Genomic DNA, 17,720 nt, shown 5'->3' on the forward strand with positions numbered 1-17,720 from the left:
GCTCGCACCTGGGTCGGCCGGCCAAAGGGCGCGCCGGCCGACGGGCCGTATTTCGGTTGACGGTCGCTCGGCGGGCGGCCAGCATGATCCGCGCATGGTGCACCCCGGGCGTTGGCCCGGTCGAGGAGAGGGGGTCGGTCATGGCCGTCTTCGCAGGTCGTTCCCACCGGCCTTCATTCACCTCGAACAAGGGACGAGCACCGCAGTGCGCGATCATGACTTCCCGGCGCAGGAGCGCCGGGCGGGCGGCCGACGCCGCTTCGACGACGACGAACCACAGTTCCTGAAGCGCGGCCGGCACGCCGAGCCGGCCGCCATCGACCCGGTCGACCACTCCGATCCGGAGACCGACCAGCGCTGGTCGTCCTGGGACGACGCCGTGCACGGGCCGCAGCCACACCCCGACTGGCTCGTCACCGAGCTGGCGGCGAAGGACACCGAACTCGGTGTGCTCAAGACCGGCAAGGAGGCGGACGTACACCTCGTCCGCCGGGCGGTCCCCGGCACCGACCGGGCCTGCCTGCTGGCCGCCAAGCGCTACCGGGACGCCGAGCACCGGCTCTTCCACCGGGACGCCGGCTACCTGGAGGGGCGGCGGGTCCGCCGGTCCCGGGAGAACCGGGCGATGGCCGGTCGGACCGCCTTCGGCCGACAGTTGATCGCCGGGCAGTGGGCGGCGGCCGAGTTCGCCGCGCTCGCCCGGCTCTGGGAGATCGGCGCCGAGTACGGCACGATCGCCGTGCCGTACCCGGTGCAGGTGCGCGGCACCGAGTTGATGCTCGAGTTCGTCGGTGACCCGGAGGAGGGGCAGGCCGCGCCCCGGCTGGCCCAGCTTCGGCCGGACCGGGCCGCTCTGCGCGACCTCTGGGGCCAGCTGGTCGACGCGCTGGTCGTACTGGCCCGGGCCGGGTACGCACACGGCGACCTGTCGCCGTACAACCTCCTGGTGCACCGCGACCGGCTCGTCATGATCGACTTGCCTCAGGTGGTCGACGTGGTGGGCAACCCGCAGGGGCCCGAGTTCCTGGCCCGGGACGTCCGGGTGGTGAGCACCTGGTTCGTGGCGCGGGGACTACCGGCCGACCTGGCCGACCCGACCGCGCTGACGGGGGAGTTGCTGCGGGAGGCGGGGCTCCGCTGAACCGGGTGGGCCGGGCGGTCGCGCCACGGGCGCGGCGTCGCCGGGGGCCGGCCGCCGGCCGGCGCCGTGGTGGCGGACCCGCCCGGCCCACCCGTCGGGGTCACTGGAGGTAGCGCTCGACCTCGGGCTTGGGGCGGGTGCCCTGGGAGTCCGGGTCGCCGTGGTTGGCCCGGGCCGCGCGGCGCCGGCGCAGCAGGTCCCAGCACTGGTCGAGGGACTCCTCCAGCTCGCGGAGCCGGTTCTGCGCCTCCTCGTCGGTGCCCTTCTCGTGGGCCTGCGCCGCCGCGCGCAGCTGGTGCTCCTCGTCGACCAGCTCGGAGATCCGGTTCAGGATGTTCTTGTCGTCCATGACCATGAGCCTGGCACAGGGTGCCCGGGGCCGCGCGGGTTACCCCGCCGATCAGGGCCGCTGACCTGCCGGGTATGCCTGATCCCGGCCTGGCCTGGCCCGGCCCGGCGAGCCCTGCTCACCGCCCGCCGCTCCGGCCGGTCCACGTCCCCGGGCCGGCTGGTTCGTCGAGCGGGCCGGCTGCTTCGTCCGAGCGGGCCGTCTCCGGCGGGCAGCCTCGCCGAGCGGCCCCGTCGCCGCGGATCGGGCCGGAGCGCGTCCGGCAGGGCGGCGCTCGCGCGTACCCGGGCCGGGCGTGCCGCACCGTCCCACGCCGACCCGGAGGGCGTGGTCGGTCGACGTCCCGGGCGCGCTCCGGGCGCGTCGCCGCCTCCCGGCGGGCCGGTACGCGTACCCGCTGGACCGTCGCCCCGTGGGAACCGCGCAACGCGTCACTGCCGTCGCACGGTCTTGCCGGTGGGTGCCACCTGTGGCGCGTGAAAATTTCTCCGGATGCGACTAGAGAAGTTCCACGGTGCGGTGGCATGCTCGCTGAGTCCTGACTCCACATAGTCGATCCACGACAGACAGTTGCAATAAGGGGGTTCGGCGCCGGTGCAATCGCCAGATACCGGGCAGTCCCGCGTCCGACGAGCGCGCACCGTGCCGCTGCACCAGATGGTGCCGAGCCTGCTCCGAGACCCGGCCCGTGCGCTGATAACCGTCGGCAACCGCACCGGCGGTGAGCTGATCCGCCTCAACCTCGGCTCGTTCCGGCCGTACCTGGTGACGGATCCCCGGCACGTGCAACACGTACTGCGCGATCGGTCGGAGAACTACGAGCGGGCCGGCGACGGGCTGTTCTGGCGACCCGTGAAGCGCCTCTTCGGCGAGGGGATCCTCGGCGAGGGGCAGATCTGGTCGGCCAGCCGGCGAATGCTCCAGCCGATGTTCACCGCCAAGCGCGTCGAGGCGCTGGTCGACGGGATGGCGGAGGCGATCGGGCAGGCCGTCGACGAGCTCGACGAGCCGTCCCGGGACGGCCGCACCGTCGACATCGGAGTCGAGCAGACCCGCATCGTGTGTCGAGCCATCATGAAGGTGCTCTTCGGCGAGAAGATCTCCGTACCGGACGCGATGCGGGTGGTCGACGCGCAGGACGTCATCGCCACCGCCGTCATTCCCCGCATCGTCGTGCCGTTCGCGCCGCTGTCGCTGCCGATGCCGGGCGACCGGCCGTTCCGGCGGGCGAAGAAGGTCGTGGACGACGTCCTGCTGCCGATCGTGCGCGCGTCCAGGGCGACGGCCGACGAGGGAGACGATGTCATCTCCACGCTCTGGCAGGCGCGTACCGAGGACGGTCGGCAGCTCAGCGAGCAGCAGGTACGCAACGACACGGTGGCCATGTTCGCGGCCACCACGGAGACCACCATCAACGTGCTCACCTGGCTCTGGCCGCACCTCGACGACCGTCCCGACGTCGCCGAGCGGCTCTACGACGAGATCGCGCGGGTGGTCGGCGACGGGCCCGTCAAGCGGGAGCACCTCAACCAGCTGCCCTACACGCGGATGGTCCTGGACGAGCTGCTGCGGCTCTATCCGATCGGCTGGATCATCCCGCGGCGCGCGGTCGCGGACGACGTCATCGACGGGGTGCAGGTGGAGGCCGGCGCCACGATGGTCGCCAGCCCGCTGATCACCCAGCGGATGACGGCGTTCTGGGACCGGCCGGACGAGTTCGACCCCGACCGGTTCACCCCGGAACGGATCCGCGCCCGGCACCGCTACGCCCACTTCCCGTTCGGGGGTGGCCCGCACCAGTGCCTCGGCATGTACCTCTTCTACCTGGAGGCGCAGCTGATCCTCGCCACCATGCTGAGCCGTTACCGGTTCCGGCTGCGCCGATCCGGCGTACCCGGGCTGCGCCTCGCCGCCGCCCTGCGGCCCCGCAGGCGGGTGGAGCTGACCCTCACCAGCACGGCGGACGCGGCCTGAGGATGGAGATGCACCGATCTGACGACGACCTGTCCCTCGCGGCCGAGCAGGGCCGCATCTGCGCGCTCGTCGCGAAGGGGCAGCGTGACCTGCAACGGCGGGCCGCCGAGCACTCCGAGCTCTTCTCCGCGCGGCCGTTCGACCCGGCGCTGTACAGCAGCATCGCGATGGCGATGGCCTTCAGCTCCCCGTGGTGCACGGTGGAGGAGTTGAGGTTCGCCAACCGGATGGTGCTCTGGGGCTTCGCGCTCGACTTCCAGGTCGACTACCTCGCGAAGTCGCGCGAGGAGGTCGACCGGGTCACGGCGGAGACGCTCGCCGTCGTCGACGGCGCCGCCCCGGCCGCCGAGGATCCGCTGGGACGGTTCCTGGCCGAACTGTGCGGCGAGTTGACCCGGTCGCCGGGCTATCCCGAGGCCCGCGCGCTGTGGCGGGAGGCGGTCCACCGCACCCTGGCGGCGATGGCGCGCGAGTACGACTGGCGTGAGTCGACGGCGGCCGGGCAGCCGCCGAGCTACGAGGAGTACCTCGACAACGCGGACAATCTCGCCTGCACCGTGGTCAACGTGGCGCACTGGATCCGTACCGGAGACGCCGACGTGCACCGCCGGCTGCCCGAGCTGGTCGCCGCCAGCGACCAGGTGCAGCAGGTGCTGCGCCTGGTCAACGACCTGGCCACCCACGAGCGGGACCGGGAGTGGGGCGATCTGAACGCCATCACCCTGGTCGGTGACCCGACCGAGGTGGCGCGGCGGGCAGCCGAGTTGACGCAGAGCTGCCGTAAGACGCTCGCGGACCTCGCCGACCGGTGCCCCCGGGAGGCGACCTACCTGACCCGACAGCTCGGTTACACGAGCGGTTTCTACGGCTCCACCGACTTCTGGGGCAGCCGGTGAGCGCGCCCTCGTACGACCTGTCCCGACCCGAGCGTGGAGGTCAGGCCGGCGCGGCGGTGGCGGAGCGGTCACCGGCGTCCGATCTGGTGGCGGAGATGCTCGCGGCGCCGTCCGGACGCTCCTCACCGTCGGTCTACGAGACCGGGCGCCTGGTCAGTCTGGCGCCCTGGCTCGCGGGGCACGACGAGCGGATCGACTGGCTGCTGCGTCGGCAGCGTCCCGACGGCGCCTGGGGCGGTCCGGACGGCTACGCCCTGGTGCCGACGCTCAGCGCCATCGAGGCGCTGCTGACGACCCTGCGTCGCGACGACGGCGGCCCGGCGACCCGCGACCGGATCGACGACGCCGTCGACAGGGGACTCCGGGCGCTGCACGCTGCGCTCACCGGCCCGGCCGCCGCCCCACCGCCCGACCTGCCGGCTACCGATCTGATCGTGCCCGCCCTGACCGAACTCGTCGCCGAGAACCTCGACGCGCTGCGCGACCGGCCGGGCCTCACCCGCTGGCGTGCGGCCCGGCTGCCCCTGCCCGAGGGGATGGACCATCGCCGGCTGGCGGGGGTCCGGATGCTGCTCGCGGGCGGCCGGCCGCTGCCGGAGAAGCTCGCGCACGCGCTGGAGGTGGTCGGCCCGGCCGCGCGGCGGGTCGCCGGGTTCGGCCCGGTCGGCCCGGGCACGGTGGGGGCCTCTCCGGCGGCGACCGCCGCCTGGCTCGGCCCGGAGCCCGGCGCCGAGGAGCCGGGCCGGGCCTACCTGGAGGACCTGGTCCGGCAGTATGGCGGACCGGTGCCCAGCGCCAGCCCGATCACCGTCTTCGAGCGCTCCTGGGTACTCGGCACGCTGACCCGGGCCGGTGTCCCGATCGGGGTGCCCGCCGCGCTCACCGCCGGGCTGCGCGCCGCCCTCGGTCCGGCCGGCACACCCACCGGACCCGGCCTGCCGGCGGACGCCGACACGACCTCGGTGACCCTCTACGCGCTCGCCCGGCTCGGCCACCCGGTCGATCCGATGGTGCTGCGGCCGTACGACACGGGGGAGCACTTCTGCACCTGGCCGGGGGAGGACGGCGCGTCGGTCACCACCAACGCCCACGTGCTCGACGCGCTCGGGCAGTCGCTGCCCCACGGCGGCCCGGCCACGCCCTGGCTGGGGTCCGCGGTGCGGCGGCTGACCCGTTGGCTGCTCGACCAGCAGGAGCCGGACGGCCGCTGGCCGGACCGGTGGCACGCCTCGCCGTACTACGCCACCTCCTGTGCGGCGGCGGCGCTCAGCGAGTACGGCGGCACCGAGGCCGCCCGGCAGTCGGTCGACCGGGCGGTGGCGTGGGTGCTGGCCGGTCAGCGGGCGGACGGGTCCTGGGGCCGGTGGGCGGGCAGCGCGGAGGAGACCGCGTACGCGGTGCAGACGCTGCTCGCCGCGGAACGCCGGAGCGCACCGATCGCCGCCGCTCTCGCCCGCGCCGAATCCTGGCTCTCCACTGTGGATGTCGATGAGGACGGCCCGGAGTTGTGGCACGACAAGGATCTCTACCGGCCGACCCTGATCGTGCAGGCAGCGGTGCTGACGGCCCGGTGGCTCCTCCGTTCGGCCGATGTGGACGACTGACCGGCGGCCGAGCGTAGTCCGCACAGTCATGATCAGGACCGCTTGAGTGAAGAACCCGACACTGCTAGCGTGCGCCGGTGTCGATTTGTGCGCCGATACCCATGCTCGGGCACATGACCAGATATCCGGCCAGGACGGTGTGATGGGTTCCCGCAGTACGAATCTCCGTACCAAAGTCGTTGCCCTGCTCGTCTCGCTGGTTGCGCTCTGGGCCTTCGCCGCGTGGGTGACCGTCCGGGACGGGTTCAACCTGCTCGGCGTGCAGGCGCTGAACGCCCGCGTCTTCGAGCCGAGCGACCCGCTGCTGACGCAGCTGCAGAAGGAGCGCCGGCTCTCCCTGGCCTACCTGGGCGGCCCGGACGCGGCGAAGCTGGAGGAGCTGGCCGCGGAGCGGCGACGCACCGACGGCTACGCGGCGACGTTCCGCGAGTCGGTACGGGACTGGCGTACCGAGGTGCCGGCGAGCGCGCAGCTGGAGCTGCGCATCGACGACCTCCTCACCGACCTGGACCGGCTGAACGAGACCCGGGCCGGCGTGGACGCCCGCAGCATCGACCGCACCACCACGATGACGTCGTACGTCGGCGTGATCGACTCGATCTTCAACGTCTTCGACGCGCTCGGCGGTCTCGACGATCGGCAGATCGCGCAGGAGACCGCGGCGCTCATCGACCTGAACCGCGCCCGGGAGCTGATGTCCCAGGAGGACGCCCTGCTCACCGGAGCGCTCGCCGCCGGCCGGCTCACCGCCGCGGAGCAGGCCCAGTTCGCCCAGCTCGTCGGCGCGCAGCGGTTCACCGTCTCGCAGGCGGCGGTCGACCTGGCCCGCGTCGACCGGGAGCGCTACGACGCGGTGATCGCGGGCGACGCGTCCCGCAAGTTCCGCGCCCTGGAGGACGAGATCGTCCGGGAGCGCGACGTGCCCGGACGCCCACCGGTGCAGGCCGCCGAGTGGGACGGCGCCGTCACACCCGTCGAGCAGAGCCTGCGCGACGTCATCATCGCCGGCGGCGAGGACGTCGTCTCCCGCGCGATGCCGGTCGCGATCGGGGTCATCGTGCGGCTGGTGCTCGCCGCGGGTCTCGGCCTGATCGCCGTCGTCGCCTCGATCATCGTGTCGATCACCACGGCGCGCGCCCTGCTGCGTCAGCTCGAGCGGCTGCGCGAGGCGGCCTTCCGCCTCGCCAACGAGCGCCTGCCCAGCGTGGTGGAGCGGCTCGGCCACGGCGAAGAGGTCGACGTGGCCAAGGAGGCGCCCCCACTCGAGTTCGGCGACGACGAAATCGGCCAGGTGGGTAAGGCCTTCAACGCCGTGCAGGAGACGGCGATCCGGACCGCCGTCGAGCAGGCCGAGCTGCGCCGCGGCGTCCGCGAGGTCTTCCTCAGCCTGGCCCGGCGTACGCAGGCCCTGGTGCACCGCCAGCTGACCCTGCTGGACGCGATGGAGCGGCGCGAGCAGGACGCCGAGGAGCTCGAGGACCTGTTCCGGGTCGACCACCTGGCCACCCGGATGCGGCGTAACGCCGAGAACCTGATCGTGCTCTCCGGCTCCACGCCCGGTCGTGCCTGGCGGCGCAACGTGCCGATGGTGGACGTGATCCGCGGCGCGGTCGCCGAGGTCGAGGACTACACCCGGGTCAACGTGCTGCCGATCGGACGGGTGTCGCTCGCCGGCCGGGCGGTCGGTGACATCATCCACCTGCTCGCCGAGCTGATCGAGAACGGACTGTCGTTCTCGCCGCCGAACACGACCGTCGAGGTCCGGGGCCAGATGGTGGCGAACGGCTTCGCCGTCGAGATCGAGGACCGCGGCCTCGGAATGACGCCGGAGGACCTGGCGGCGGCCAACGACCGGATCACCGATCAGTCCGAACTGAACCTCGCGAACGCCTCCCGGCTCGGTCTCTACGTGGTGAGCCGGTTGACCGAGCGGCACGGTGTCAAGGTGCAGCTGAAGGAGTCGGCGTACGGCGGCACGACCGCCGTCGTACTCATCCCGATCGACCTGGTCACCGACGCGGGCGACGACCCGGAGATCTCCGGTGGCCTGCCGGCCGCCCGCACCGGCGGGGCACCCGCCGAGTCGTCCGGCGCGACGCCGCTGGCCTCCGCCCCGGCCGTCGCCCAGCCGTCGGCCCCGGTCGCGCTCGCCGAACCGCCCGCCCCGCAGCCGGAGGTGTCCGAGCCGGCCGGTCAGGCCGACGACGCCGGAGCCTCGCTGCCCACCCGGACCCGGTCCGGGCCGGCGACCGCCGAGGGACTGCCGAGCCGTACCCGACGGGTGCCGGAGCAAGCGGCGCTGGAGGGGCCGACGGTGCCGACCGGGCTGCCGCTGGCCGTGCCCCGCGCCGCGGCGGACGCGCCGGCGCCCACCCGGCCCGAGGGTGGTCCGCTTCCGTCCCGGACCGAGCCTCCGCAGACGGACTCCGGCCTGCCGGTGCGCGTCCGGCAGGCGAACATCGTGCCGGAGCTGCGTGACGACCCCGCGGCGACCGTCGCTGACGAGGACGAGGAGACGGTGCGGCAGCCCGAGCAGGTGCGCCGGATGATGAGCTCGTACCAGAAGGGGACCCGCCGGGGCCGGACGGAGGCGGCGCGCCTGCTCGGCGACGACGACGCGCCGGAGCCCGAGCCGGGCCCGGACGCTGACGAGCAGCAAACGACCTGACCAGTGCCGACGGCGCGGAAGTCCGCCCGGGACGGAACGGTCAGCACCAGACGAAGACGGCTACATCAGCCGTGGGAGAAGAGGACGACGAGTGGCCCAGAAGACGGCATCGGGTGCCGACCTGACGTGGTTGCTGGATGACCTGGTCGGCCGGGTGAAGCAGGCCGAACATGCGGTCGCGCTCTCGACGGACGGCCTGTTGATGGCCTCCTCACAGGGGCTCAGCCGGGACGACGGTGAGCACCTGGCCGCGATGGCGGCCGGGATCCAGAGCCTGGCCCGGGGTGCGGGGAAGCGGTTCGGGGGTGGTCAGGTACAGCAGACCATCATCGAGATGCAGTCCTCGTTCCTCTTCGTCACAGCCGCCGGGCGCAACGCCTGTCTCGCGGTGCTGGCCACCGAGGACGCCGACGTCGGGCTGATCGCCTACGAGATGGCGATGCTGGTCACCCGGGTCGGCAAGCACGTGGCCTCGCCGACCCGGACCGCCGAGCAGTCGACCGGCGAGAAGTAGCCGCGATGACCGTGCAGGGGGAGTCCGCGGAGCAGCAGTGGGTGGACGACCATGCCGGGCCGGTCGTGCGCCCGTACGCGGTCACGCGCGGCCGGGCCCGCCCGGTCACCGGCACGTTCGACCTGATCTCGCTGGTCACGGCGACCCGTGCCGACGTGAGCGCGGAGATCGGCCTGGGGCCGGAGCACGTGGCGATCGTGGGACTCTGCCAGCGCATACAGTCCGTCGCCGAGATCGCCGCCCACCTGGACCTCCCGGTGGGCACCATCCGGGTCCTGCTGGGTGATCTGGTGGCCCGCAACCTGGTCCAGGTCCGCGAGCCGCGCACCTCGGCCGGGCTTCCCGACAACAGTGTTTTCGAGGCGGTTATCAATGGACTACGGGCCCTCTGAGCGGCCGGCGGGAGCCACCCCACTGCCCACCGCGATCAAGATTCTGGTCGCCGGCGGGTTCGGGGTGGGCAAGACCACCATGGTCGGCGCGGTCAGCGAGACACGCCCGTTGCGTACGGAGGAGGTGCTGACCGAGTCCGGGGTCGGCATCGACGACCTCTCCGGTGTGGAGAGCAAGAGCACCACCACCGTCGCGATGGACTTCGGTCGCATCACGATCAGCGACGACCTGGTGCTCTACCTCTTCGGTACGCCGGGGCAGGACCGGTTCTGGTTCGTCTGGGACGAGCTGGCGCTCGGCGCGATCGGTGCGGTGGTGCTCGCCGACACCCGGAGGTTGGCCGACTGCTTCCCCTCCATCGACTACTTCGAGGGGCGGGGCACGCCCTTCGTGGTGGCGGTGAACTGCTTCGAGGGGGCCAAGCAGTACCGGCTGGACGAGGTGCAGGCGGCGCTGAACCTGGACTCGGGTGTGCCGGTGCTGCTCTGCGACGCCCGGCAGCGGGAGTCCAGCAAGGAGGTGCTCATCACCCTGCTGGAGCACGCCATGAAGACCCGCGACGCGCGCCGCGTGGCCGACTGACCGGGGCGGTGCCCTGATGCCGGCGCGCGTGCGCCGGTAGGGGGCGCGGAACCCGGGTGTACGACGACGAGAGGGCCCCTTCCCGCCGATGCGGGAAGGGGCCCTCGTCCGTGACGCGTCAGTTGTTGATCATCCGGCGCAGTACGTACTGCAGGATGCCACCGTGCCGGTAGTAGTCCGCCTCACCGGGGGTGTCGATCCGGACGACGGCGTCGAACTCGATGCCGCTGTCGGTGGTGACCTTGACCGTACGCGGCGTCGGGCCGTCGTTCAGCGCGGTCACCCCGGAGATGGCGAACGTCTCCGTGCCGGTCAGGCCCAGCGACTCGGCGGTCTCACCGGCCGGGAACTGCAGCGGCAGCACGCCCATGCCGATCAGGTTCGAGCGGTGGATGCGCTCGTACGACTCGGCGATGACCGCCTTGACGCCGAGCAGCATGGTGCCCTTCGCCGCCCAGTCCCGCGAGGAGCCGGAGCCGTACTCCTTGCCGGCCAGCACCACCAGCGGCACGCCCTCGGCCTGGTAGGCCTGGGAGGCGTCGTAGATGCTGGTCTGCTCGCCGGTGAGGTGGTTGACCGTGAAGCCGCCCTCGACGCCGGGGACCAGCTGGTTGCGCAGCCGGATGTTGGCGAACGTGCCGCGGATCATCACCTCGTGGTTGCCCCGGCGGGAGCCGTACGAGTTGAACTCGTGCCGGGCCACGCCGTGCTCCGCCAGGTACTTACCGGCGGGGGAGTCGGCCTTGATCGAGCCGGCCGGCGAGATGTGGTCGGTGGTCACCGAGTCGCCCAGCTTGGCCAGCACCCGCGCGCCGGCGATGTCGTTGACGGCCTTCGGCTCCCGCTGCATGCCCTCGAAGTACGGGGGCTTGCGCACGTAGGTGGAGTCGCCGGCCCAGGCGAAGGTGTCACCGGTCGGGGTGGGCAGCGACTGCCAGCGCTCGTCGCCGGCGAAGACGTCCGAGTACGCGGAGCTGAACCCGGTGGCGCCGATCGCCGAGGCGATGACGTCCTGGATCTCGGCGGTGCTCGGCCAGAGCTCGCGCAGGAAGACCGGCTGCCCGGCGCTGTCCTCGCCGATCGGCTCGTTGGCCAGGTCGATGTCCATCGTGCCGGCCAGCGCGTACGCGACCACCAGCGGCGGGGACGCCAGGTAGTTCATCTTGACGTCGGGGTTGATCCGGCCCTCGAAGTTCCGGTTGCCGGAGAGCACCGAGACGACCGAGAGGTCGGCCTCGTTCACCGCGGCGGAGATCTCCTCCGGCAGCGGGCCGGAGTTGCCGATGCAGGTGGTGCAGCCGTAGCCGACCAGGTGGAAGCCGAGCTTCTCCAGGTACGGCGTGAGACCCGCGCGCTCGTAGTAGTCCATGACGACCTTGGACCCGGGGGCGAGCGTGGTCTTGACCCACGGCTTGCGGTTCAGGCCCCGCTCGACGGCGTTGCGGGCCAGCAGCGCCGCGCCGATCATGACCTGCGGGTTCGAGGTGTTGGTGCAGGAGGTGATCGCGGCGATCACCACGGCGCCGTGGTCGAGCTCGAACTCGGTGCCGTCCTCGCCGGTCACCCGGATCGGGTTGGTCGCCCGACCGCCGGCGCCGACCGCCGCGGTCTCCAGGTCGCGCGGGGCGTCGGCCGGGTCGTCGACGCCGTTGGCGGGGGAGTCGCTGGCCGGGAAGGACTCGGCGCTCGCCTCGTCGGCGTGGCCGACGACCCCGAACGGCTTCTCCTGCTGCGGTACGCCGGCGGCGCGGCCCTGGTCGCCACCGGTCTCGTCGGCGGCCACGTAGTCCTTGAGCGCCGAACGGAAGAGCGTCTTGGCGCTGCCCAGCGGCACCCGGTCCTGCGGACGCTTCGGGCCGGCCAGCGACGGCTCGATCGAGCTCAGGTCCAGCTCGAGGTGCTCGGAGTAGTCCGGCTCGGCGGCCGGGTCGTGCCAGAGGCCCTGCTCCTTGGCGTACGCCTCGACGAGCGCGACCTGCTCCTCGCTGCGCCCGGTCAGCTGGAGGTAGCGGATGGTCTCACCGTCGATCGGGAAGATCGCCACGGTGGAGCCGTACTCCGGCGACATGTTGCCGATGGTGGCGCGGTTGGCCAGCGGCACGGCGCTCACGCCGGGGCCGTAGAACTCCACGAACTTGCCGACCACGCCGTGCTTGCGCAGCATCTCGGTGATGGTGAGCACCAGGTCGGTGGCGGTGGTGCCGGCCGGCATCTCGCCGGAGAGCTTGAAGCCGACGACCCGCGGGATCAGCATGCTGACCGGCTGGCCGAGCATGGCGGCCTCGGCCTCGATGCCGCCGACGCCCCAGCCGAGCACGCCGAGGCCGTTGACCATCGTGGTGTGCGAGTCGGTGCCGACCACGGTGTCCGGGTACGCCTGGCCGTTGCGCTCCATGATCGTGCGGGCCAGGTACTCGATGTTGACCTGGTGCACGATGCCGGTGCCCGGTGGGACGACCTTGAACTCGTTGAAGGCGGTCTGGCCCCAGCGCAGGAACTGGTAGCGCTCCTTGTTGCGCTGGTACTCCAGCTCGACGTTGCGCGCGAAGGCGTCCTCGCGGCCGAAGAGGTCGGCGATGACGGAGTGGTCGATGACCAGCTCGGCCGGGGCGAGCGGGTTGACCTTGGTCGGGTCGCCGCCGAGCTCCCGCACGGCCTCGCGCATGGTGGCCAGGTCGACCACGCAGGGCACGCCGGTGAAGTCCTGCATGAGCACCCGCGCGGGGGTGAACTGGATCTCCACGCTCGGGTCGGCCGTGGGCTCCCACGCGCCGAGCTGGCGGATGTGGTCGGCGGTGATGTTCGCGCCGTCCTCCGTCCGCAGCAGGTTCTCCAGCAGGATCTTCAAGCTGTACGGCAGCCGGTCGTGGCCGTCCACCTTGTCGATCTTGAAAATCTCGTAGCTCGCGTCACCGACGCGTAGCTGGGTCTTCGCACCGAAGGTGTCGAGGCTCGCCACGTCGTACTCCTTCACACCAGCGACCGTGTCCTGAGCAGTTTGTCGCACCGGTAGGGGGGCCGCCGAAGTTAGGCGACACTTACCCGGCACCGTACGTCAAACCAAACCGTACGTCCGTCTTGCTATTAACGCAACCTCGTGCCACCGTGAGGCACGAGGAGGTACCAAATGATCCACCACGTTCAGCTCGCCTGTCCGCGCGGCTCCGAGGAGGCCTCCCGCGCGTACTACGTCGGCCTGCTCGGCATGACCGAGAAGGCCAAGCCGCCGGTGCTCGCGGCCCGCGGCGGCTGCTGGTTCACCGGGTACGGCGCCGAACTGCACCTCGGTGTCGAGGACGACTTCCGCCCCGCCCGCAAGGCCCACCCCGCCCTGATCCGCCCCGACCTGGACGAGCTGGCCGCCCGGCTCGCCTCGGCGGGCGCCCCGGTGACCTGGGGCGACGACGAACTGCCCGGGATGCGCCGGTTCCACACCGAGGACGCGCACGGCAACCGGCTGGAGTTCCTCGCGCCGGTGGCCTGACCGACGAGCCTCCACGCCTCGCTACGCGGTGGCCGGTGGGCCTCGGTGTCTCGCTACGGCGTCGTGGTGGCCGGTGGGCCTTGGCGTCTCGTGTACGACATGGCCGTGGCCGGGAGCAACCCGCCCGCCGGCGGGTCACGTCGTTCCCGGCGGCACGCTCGTAGCGAGGGGTCGGTTCGGCCGCGCCGCGACGGGGTTGCGGCGTCCGCGTAACGCCGATTTGGCCCGCGCCTGAGCAGCGAACGGCGTGACGGGAAACGCCCCGATGCGGTTCGCCGGTCGTTACCGGGCGCAGGTAGCGTTCGAGCGCCGAACCGGGGAGGCTGGCGTGCTGGACGTACAACATTGGCTCGGGGCGCTGCCACCGCTGGCGGTCTACCTGACCGTCGCCGGCATCATCGGGGTCGAGAGCATGGGCGTGCCGCTGCCCGGCGAGATCACCCTGCTCAGCGCGGCGCTGCTGGCCGCGACCGGAGTCGTCGAGCCGGAGTGGGTGGCTATCGCCGCCGCCCTCGGCGCCATCGTCGGTGACTCACTCGGCTACACGGTGGGCCGCCGGGGCGGTCGACCGTTGCTCGCCCGGCTCGGCCGGCGCTTCCCCCGGCACCTCGGGCCGGACCAACTCGCCCGGGCCGAGCAGACCTTCGCCCGGCACGGCGTCTGGGCGGTCTTCTTCGGCCGGTTCGTCGCGCTGCTGCGCATCCTCGCCGGTCCGCTCGCCGGCGCGCTGCACGTGCCCTACCGCCGGTTCCTGCTCGCGAACGCGGCCGGCGGCCTGGTCTGGGCCTTCGCCACCACGTACCTGCTCTTCCACCTCGGGCGGGTCGCCGAGCACTGGCTCAAGAGCTTCTCCTGGGCCGGGCTCGCCCTGGCGCTGCTGGCCGGGGTTGGCAGCACCTGGTGGCTGCGGCAACGCGCGCACCGTACGCCGCAGCCGGAGCGCGACGAGACGGTCTCCGCGGGCGGCCGCTGAGACGAGGGCTGACCCCGGTCGGAGCCGGCCCCCGCGAGTGCGGCCAGCCGGCCCCCTCGGCGGTGGGCGTGAGGCCTGCGTCGGCCCGCCGGGTGTCGGTCCTGATCGTGGTGGTCCCGGTCCGCTTTGTCGGGTCGGGCCCCGATCGTGGCCGGGCGCCCCTCCGGTGGGTCCGGGCGCGGGTGGTGTGGAGACGGCGAAGGGCCGGCCCCGGATGGGGCCGGCCCTTCGGTCGGGGTGGCTGCTCCAGGTCAGTTGGTGGAGTAGCCGCGGGTGGCGATCCAGTCGGCGAGGTGCTCGACGCTCATCCGGTAGGAGGCCATGTTGGGGTTGGCGCTGTCGGCGATGGTGACGGTCTTGCCGCCGTCGCGGTAGCCGATGACGCTGACGTAGTGCCCGCCCTCGTAGGAGTGGACGTTGCCGTCGGTGTCGGTGGCGGTGCCGAAGATGTTGGCGACCACGGCGCGGCCGTCGTCGACGGTGCGGACGATGTCAGCCTGGAGCTGATCGGTTTGCTTGTCGTCGGCGGTGGGGCTGGACATCTCGACGCTGTGGTAGGCGTTCTTGCCGGTCTCCTTGTTCAGCACCGGCGTGATGTCGAAGATCGAGTTGGTGCCGTGCACGTTGGTGCCCATCTCCTTGGCCATGGCGTCGATGCTGATGTCCTTGCCCTGGACGGAGAGGGCGTTGCGGGCGGCGGCGGGGCCGCAGTAGAAGAAGTTCGGCTGGGCCTCGTAGCGCACGTCCAGCTCACGCTCGCTGTGGCCCTTGCGGTCGCTCTGGACCTGCGCGGGCTTCTCGGCGGGGGCGGCGTTGGCGGCGATGGCGGGACCGGCGATGCCGCCGCCGGCGGCGGCGATACCGGCGGCGGTCAGAACGGTCTTGCGGATCAGATCGGTACGCATGATGAGTGCCTCTCTGTTCAGGATGTTCGCGCGGCACGGGAGGTCGCACGGGTGTCGCACTGGTGAAGTCGTGACGGGGTGCCCAGCGGCGTGGGCCTGCTCGGGCGGTCCGGGGTGCAACGGTGGGGCCGGTGCGGCATTTCGCCTGGGCCCCGGTTTTCCGGGAGTTGCCGCGGCGTGGGAGCTGCGGCGGCCCGAGGGTGTAACGGTCCGGGCCGGCTGGTCATTCCGTCGAGCGTCGGGGTGCTGGCGCGGCCCCATCTTCAACGACCCGGCTCCCGGCGTGATTCCAGAGCCGGGGTGGCCCGGGACGCGGGACGCCCACCCGATAACGGATAACTCATCCTGAACCACCGTGCATCAAGCCGGACAATATGGCCGAATGAGGCTGATCAGTGAGGTGGTCGACCCGGCTGCACTGAAGTCGCGGTAACCGAAGCCTTGGACACCCCGACTTCAATGACCCCGAGTTGACCATGCGCCGCGCCGGGGCGTTTTCCGCCGGGGCGAGGGGGAATGCGGGCGGTGGTTCCCGGGACCGACCGCGGAAGGAGCGCCGGGTGTCGCAGCACGGGTTGCCGACCGTCGCGCTACGGCCCACGCCGGTCGCCGACGCACCGCTTTACTGCGACGCGCGGGAGTGCGGCTTGCAGGGCGACGGGGTGACCAACGACCAGCCGGCACTCTCCGCGCTCGTCGACCGCCTCGGCGCCGGGTACGCCTCCGACGGCCGGCCCCGGGTCATCTACTGTCCGCCGGGCATCTACTCGATTCGTGACGCGGGCACCATCTGGCGCAGCGGGGTGTCACTGATCGGGGCGGGCCCGGCGGCGACCCGCTTCGTACTCAGTAACGAGGGGAATCGGGCCGATCCGACGCCGCTGGCGTACTGGACCACGGTCCAGCACGGCGCGGGTCGGGACCGGCACATCGCCGACTGCACCTTCGCCGATTTCCAGATCGACGGCTCCGGCGTGGCGATGGCCGAGTACAGCTACCTCGCCAAGGGGCTCGGCCTCCAGTACGTGGTGCGGGGAGTGTTCCGCAACCTCTACATCCACCACACCGGAGCGACCGGCCTCGGCTGCGACTTCCTCCAGGACAGCCTCATCGAGGCCTGCGTCGTGGTCGGCTGCGGTCGGCTGGACAACGGCGAGGAGATCGGCGGCGCCGGAATCGGCGTCGGCATCGGGGGCTGGGGTGAGGTGGAGCGGCTGACCATCGCCAACTGCACCACCGTCGGCAACGGCACCAACGGCATCTTCCTCGAGCTGCAGAAGGACTACTGGCCACCGCCGCGCGGGTTTCGCATCATCGGCTGCCACAGCCAGGCGAACCGGTTCGGCATCTCGGACTGGGGCGCGGACGGTCTGATCGTGTCGGCCTGCACACTGACCGGCAACCTGGAGGCCGGCTTCGACGTCTCCGGCAACGGCACCGCCGGGGCCGCCGGTCGCGGCGGGCTGGTGACCGACTGCGTCATCGACCGCAACGTCGGCGACGGGGTCAGCATCGGCAACACGCCGGGTCCGTACACCGTGCGGGGCAACCGGATCAGTGGCAACGGGGCGTACGGCCACCACCAGCACGCTCTCGGCCGGGTCTACCCGGGTCGCGCCGAGCACGTGGTCATCGACAGCAACGAGATCTGGGACAACGGCCTCGACGGGATCCGGATCGACCGTCCGATGGCCGACGCCGTCGTCGTCAACAACCGCATCCGCAACAACGGCCGGCGGCGCGCCCCGGCCGGTTCCGGCAGCGGCGAGGCGGTGCGGTACGGCCTGCGGGCCGTGACGGACCGGTCGGCGCGCTGGCCCGCCGACGGTCACCGGGGAAAGGTGGTACGGGTCGGCCCCCGTACGGCGGTGGTGGCGGGCAACACCGACACGGAGCTCGCCCTCGCCGAGGTGCGGCCGGACGCCAGCAGCGGCTGGAGCGCGGACGTTCCCGCCCCCGGGGCGAGGTACGAGCTGCCGGGGCCGCCGCCCGTCCGGGCCGGCATCACGGTCAACGCCGCCTTCGACTCGGCCACGGTGCGCGGTAACCGGATCTGGGACCACCGCGACGAGCAGGGCCAGACGTACGGGCTCTGGATCACCTCGGAGGGCAGTTGCGTGGACTGCCGGGTTCAGGACAACGACTTCGCCGGCAACGCCGAAGGCCCCCTGCGGCTGGACACTCCGCCGATCGGGGGCCGCTGGGAGGGCAACCACCACGACGAGGGGTGAGCCGGC

Annotated in this window: 14 protein-coding genes; 11 read left to right on the forward strand and 3 right to left on the reverse strand. The window is 72.2% G+C overall.

The window, feature by feature from the left end; genetic code table 11:
- Positions 1-205 precede the first annotated feature (205 nt).
- Positions 206-1,141 (forward strand): RIO1 family regulatory kinase/ATPase domain-containing protein, encoded by a 936-nt coding sequence (locus tag D7147_RS28765; RefSeq protein ID WP_120683260.1) that lies wholly within the window; start codon positions 206-208, stop codon positions 1,139-1,141.
- A 100-nt stretch (positions 1,142-1,241) separates the two neighbouring features.
- On the opposite strand, the gene D7147_RS28770 is transcribed toward D7147_RS28765, so the two are convergent.
- Positions 1,242-1,496, reverse strand: a complete 255-nt coding sequence (locus tag D7147_RS28770; RefSeq protein ID WP_199716516.1) for a DUF2630 family protein — start codon at positions 1,494-1,496, stop codon at positions 1,242-1,244.
- A gap of 636 nt (positions 1,497-2,132) precedes the next feature.
- Here D7147_RS28770 and D7147_RS28775 point away from each other — a divergent pair.
- The 7 genes from D7147_RS28775 to D7147_RS28805 all read left to right on the forward strand — a co-directional run bounded on the left by D7147_RS28775 (position 2,133) and on the right by D7147_RS28805 (position 10,121).
- Positions 2,133-3,464: a cytochrome P450 gene (locus tag D7147_RS28775; RefSeq protein WP_199734293.1), complete on the forward strand. Its 1,332-nt coding sequence runs from the start codon at positions 2,133-2,135 to the stop codon at positions 3,462-3,464.
- Positions 3,465-3,472: 8 nt separating this feature from the next.
- Positions 3,473-4,360, forward strand: a complete 888-nt coding sequence (locus D7147_RS28780) for a terpene synthase family protein (RefSeq protein WP_233563545.1) — start codon at positions 3,473-3,475, stop codon at positions 4,358-4,360.
- Positions 4,357-5,964, forward strand: coding sequence for a prenyltransferase/squalene oxidase repeat-containing protein (locus tag D7147_RS28785; protein WP_233563546.1), 1,608 nt, complete (start codon positions 4,357-4,359; stop codon positions 5,962-5,964). The genes D7147_RS28780 and D7147_RS28785 overlap by 4 nt, the downstream gene beginning before the upstream one ends.
- 142 nt (positions 5,965-6,106) lie before the next feature.
- Entirely contained in the window at positions 6,107-8,632 is a 2,526-nt protein-coding gene (locus D7147_RS28790; protein ID WP_120683264.1) for a sensor histidine kinase, read from the forward strand.
- 91 nt (positions 8,633-8,723) lie between these two features.
- Positions 8,724-9,146, forward strand: a complete 423-nt coding sequence (locus D7147_RS28795) for a roadblock/LC7 domain-containing protein (RefSeq protein ID WP_120683266.1) — start codon at positions 8,724-8,726, stop codon at positions 9,144-9,146.
- Between the two features lie 5 nt (positions 9,147-9,151).
- Positions 9,152-9,538 carry a DUF742 domain-containing protein gene (locus D7147_RS28800; RefSeq protein WP_120683268.1) on the forward strand — a complete coding sequence of 129 codons (387 nt, stop codon included), beginning with the start codon at positions 9,152-9,154 and terminating at the stop codon, positions 9,536-9,538.
- Entirely contained in the window at positions 9,519-10,121 is a 603-nt protein-coding gene (locus D7147_RS28805) for a GTP-binding protein (protein WP_120683270.1), read from the forward strand. The genes D7147_RS28800 and D7147_RS28805 overlap by 20 nt, the downstream gene beginning before the upstream one ends.
- A 118-nt stretch (positions 10,122-10,239) precedes the next feature.
- Here D7147_RS28805 and D7147_RS28810 read toward each other — a convergent pair whose 3' ends face one another.
- Positions 10,240-13,095 carry an aconitate hydratase gene (locus tag D7147_RS28810; RefSeq protein WP_120683272.1) on the reverse strand — a complete coding sequence of 952 codons (2,856 nt, stop codon included), beginning with the start codon at positions 13,093-13,095 and terminating at the stop codon, positions 10,240-10,242.
- A gap of 153 nt (positions 13,096-13,248) precedes the next feature.
- Between D7147_RS28810 and D7147_RS28815 the strand changes: the two genes are divergently transcribed.
- Entirely contained in the window at positions 13,249-13,605 is a 357-nt protein-coding gene (locus tag D7147_RS28815; RefSeq protein WP_120683274.1) for a VOC family protein, read from the forward strand.
- A gap of 328 nt (positions 13,606-13,933) precedes the next feature.
- Entirely contained in the window at positions 13,934-14,578 is a 645-nt protein-coding gene (locus D7147_RS28820; protein WP_120683464.1) for a DedA family protein, read from the forward strand.
- A 251-nt stretch (positions 14,579-14,829) separates the two neighbouring features.
- Here D7147_RS28820 and D7147_RS28825 read toward each other — a convergent pair whose 3' ends face one another.
- A complete protein-coding gene (locus D7147_RS28825; RefSeq protein WP_120683276.1) occupies positions 14,830-15,483 on the reverse strand; it encodes a C39 family peptidase in 654 nt (217 codons plus the stop codon).
- Between the two features lie 560 nt (positions 15,484-16,043).
- Here D7147_RS28825 and D7147_RS28830 point away from each other — a divergent pair.
- On the forward strand, positions 16,044-17,714 hold the full coding sequence (locus tag D7147_RS28830; RefSeq protein WP_120683278.1) for a right-handed parallel beta-helix repeat-containing protein: 1,671 nt from the start codon (positions 16,044-16,046) through the stop codon (positions 17,712-17,714).
- Positions 17,715-17,720: the final 6 nt, after the last annotated feature.

Source organism: Micromonospora musae, assembly GCF_003626545.1.
GTDB lineage: Bacteria > Actinomycetota > Actinomycetes > Mycobacteriales > Micromonosporaceae > Micromonospora > Micromonospora musae.

Coding starts and splice junctions, on each gene's coding strand:
- D7147_RS28790 (WP_120683264.1), top strand. CDS start 6,107: ATGGGTTCCCGCAGTACGAATCTCCGTACCAAAGTCGTTGCCCTGCTC.
- D7147_RS28815 (WP_120683274.1), top strand. CDS start 13,249: ATGATCCACCACGTTCAGCTCGCCTGTCCGCGCGGCTCCGAGGAGGCC.
- D7147_RS28825 (WP_120683276.1), bottom strand. CDS start 15,483: ATGCGTACCGATCTGATCCGCAAGACCGTTCTGACCGCCGCCGGTATC.
- D7147_RS28800 (WP_120683268.1), top strand. CDS start 9,152: ATGACCGTGCAGGGGGAGTCCGCGGAGCAGCAGTGGGTGGACGACCAT.
- D7147_RS28805 (WP_120683270.1), top strand. CDS start 9,519: ATGGACTACGGGCCCTCTGAGCGGCCGGCGGGAGCCACCCCACTGCCC.
- D7147_RS28770 (WP_199716516.1), bottom strand. CDS start 1,496: ATGGTCATGGACGACAAGAACATCCTGAACCGGATCTCCGAGCTGGTC.
- D7147_RS28780 (WP_233563545.1), top strand. CDS start 3,473: ATGCACCGATCTGACGACGACCTGTCCCTCGCGGCCGAGCAGGGCCGC.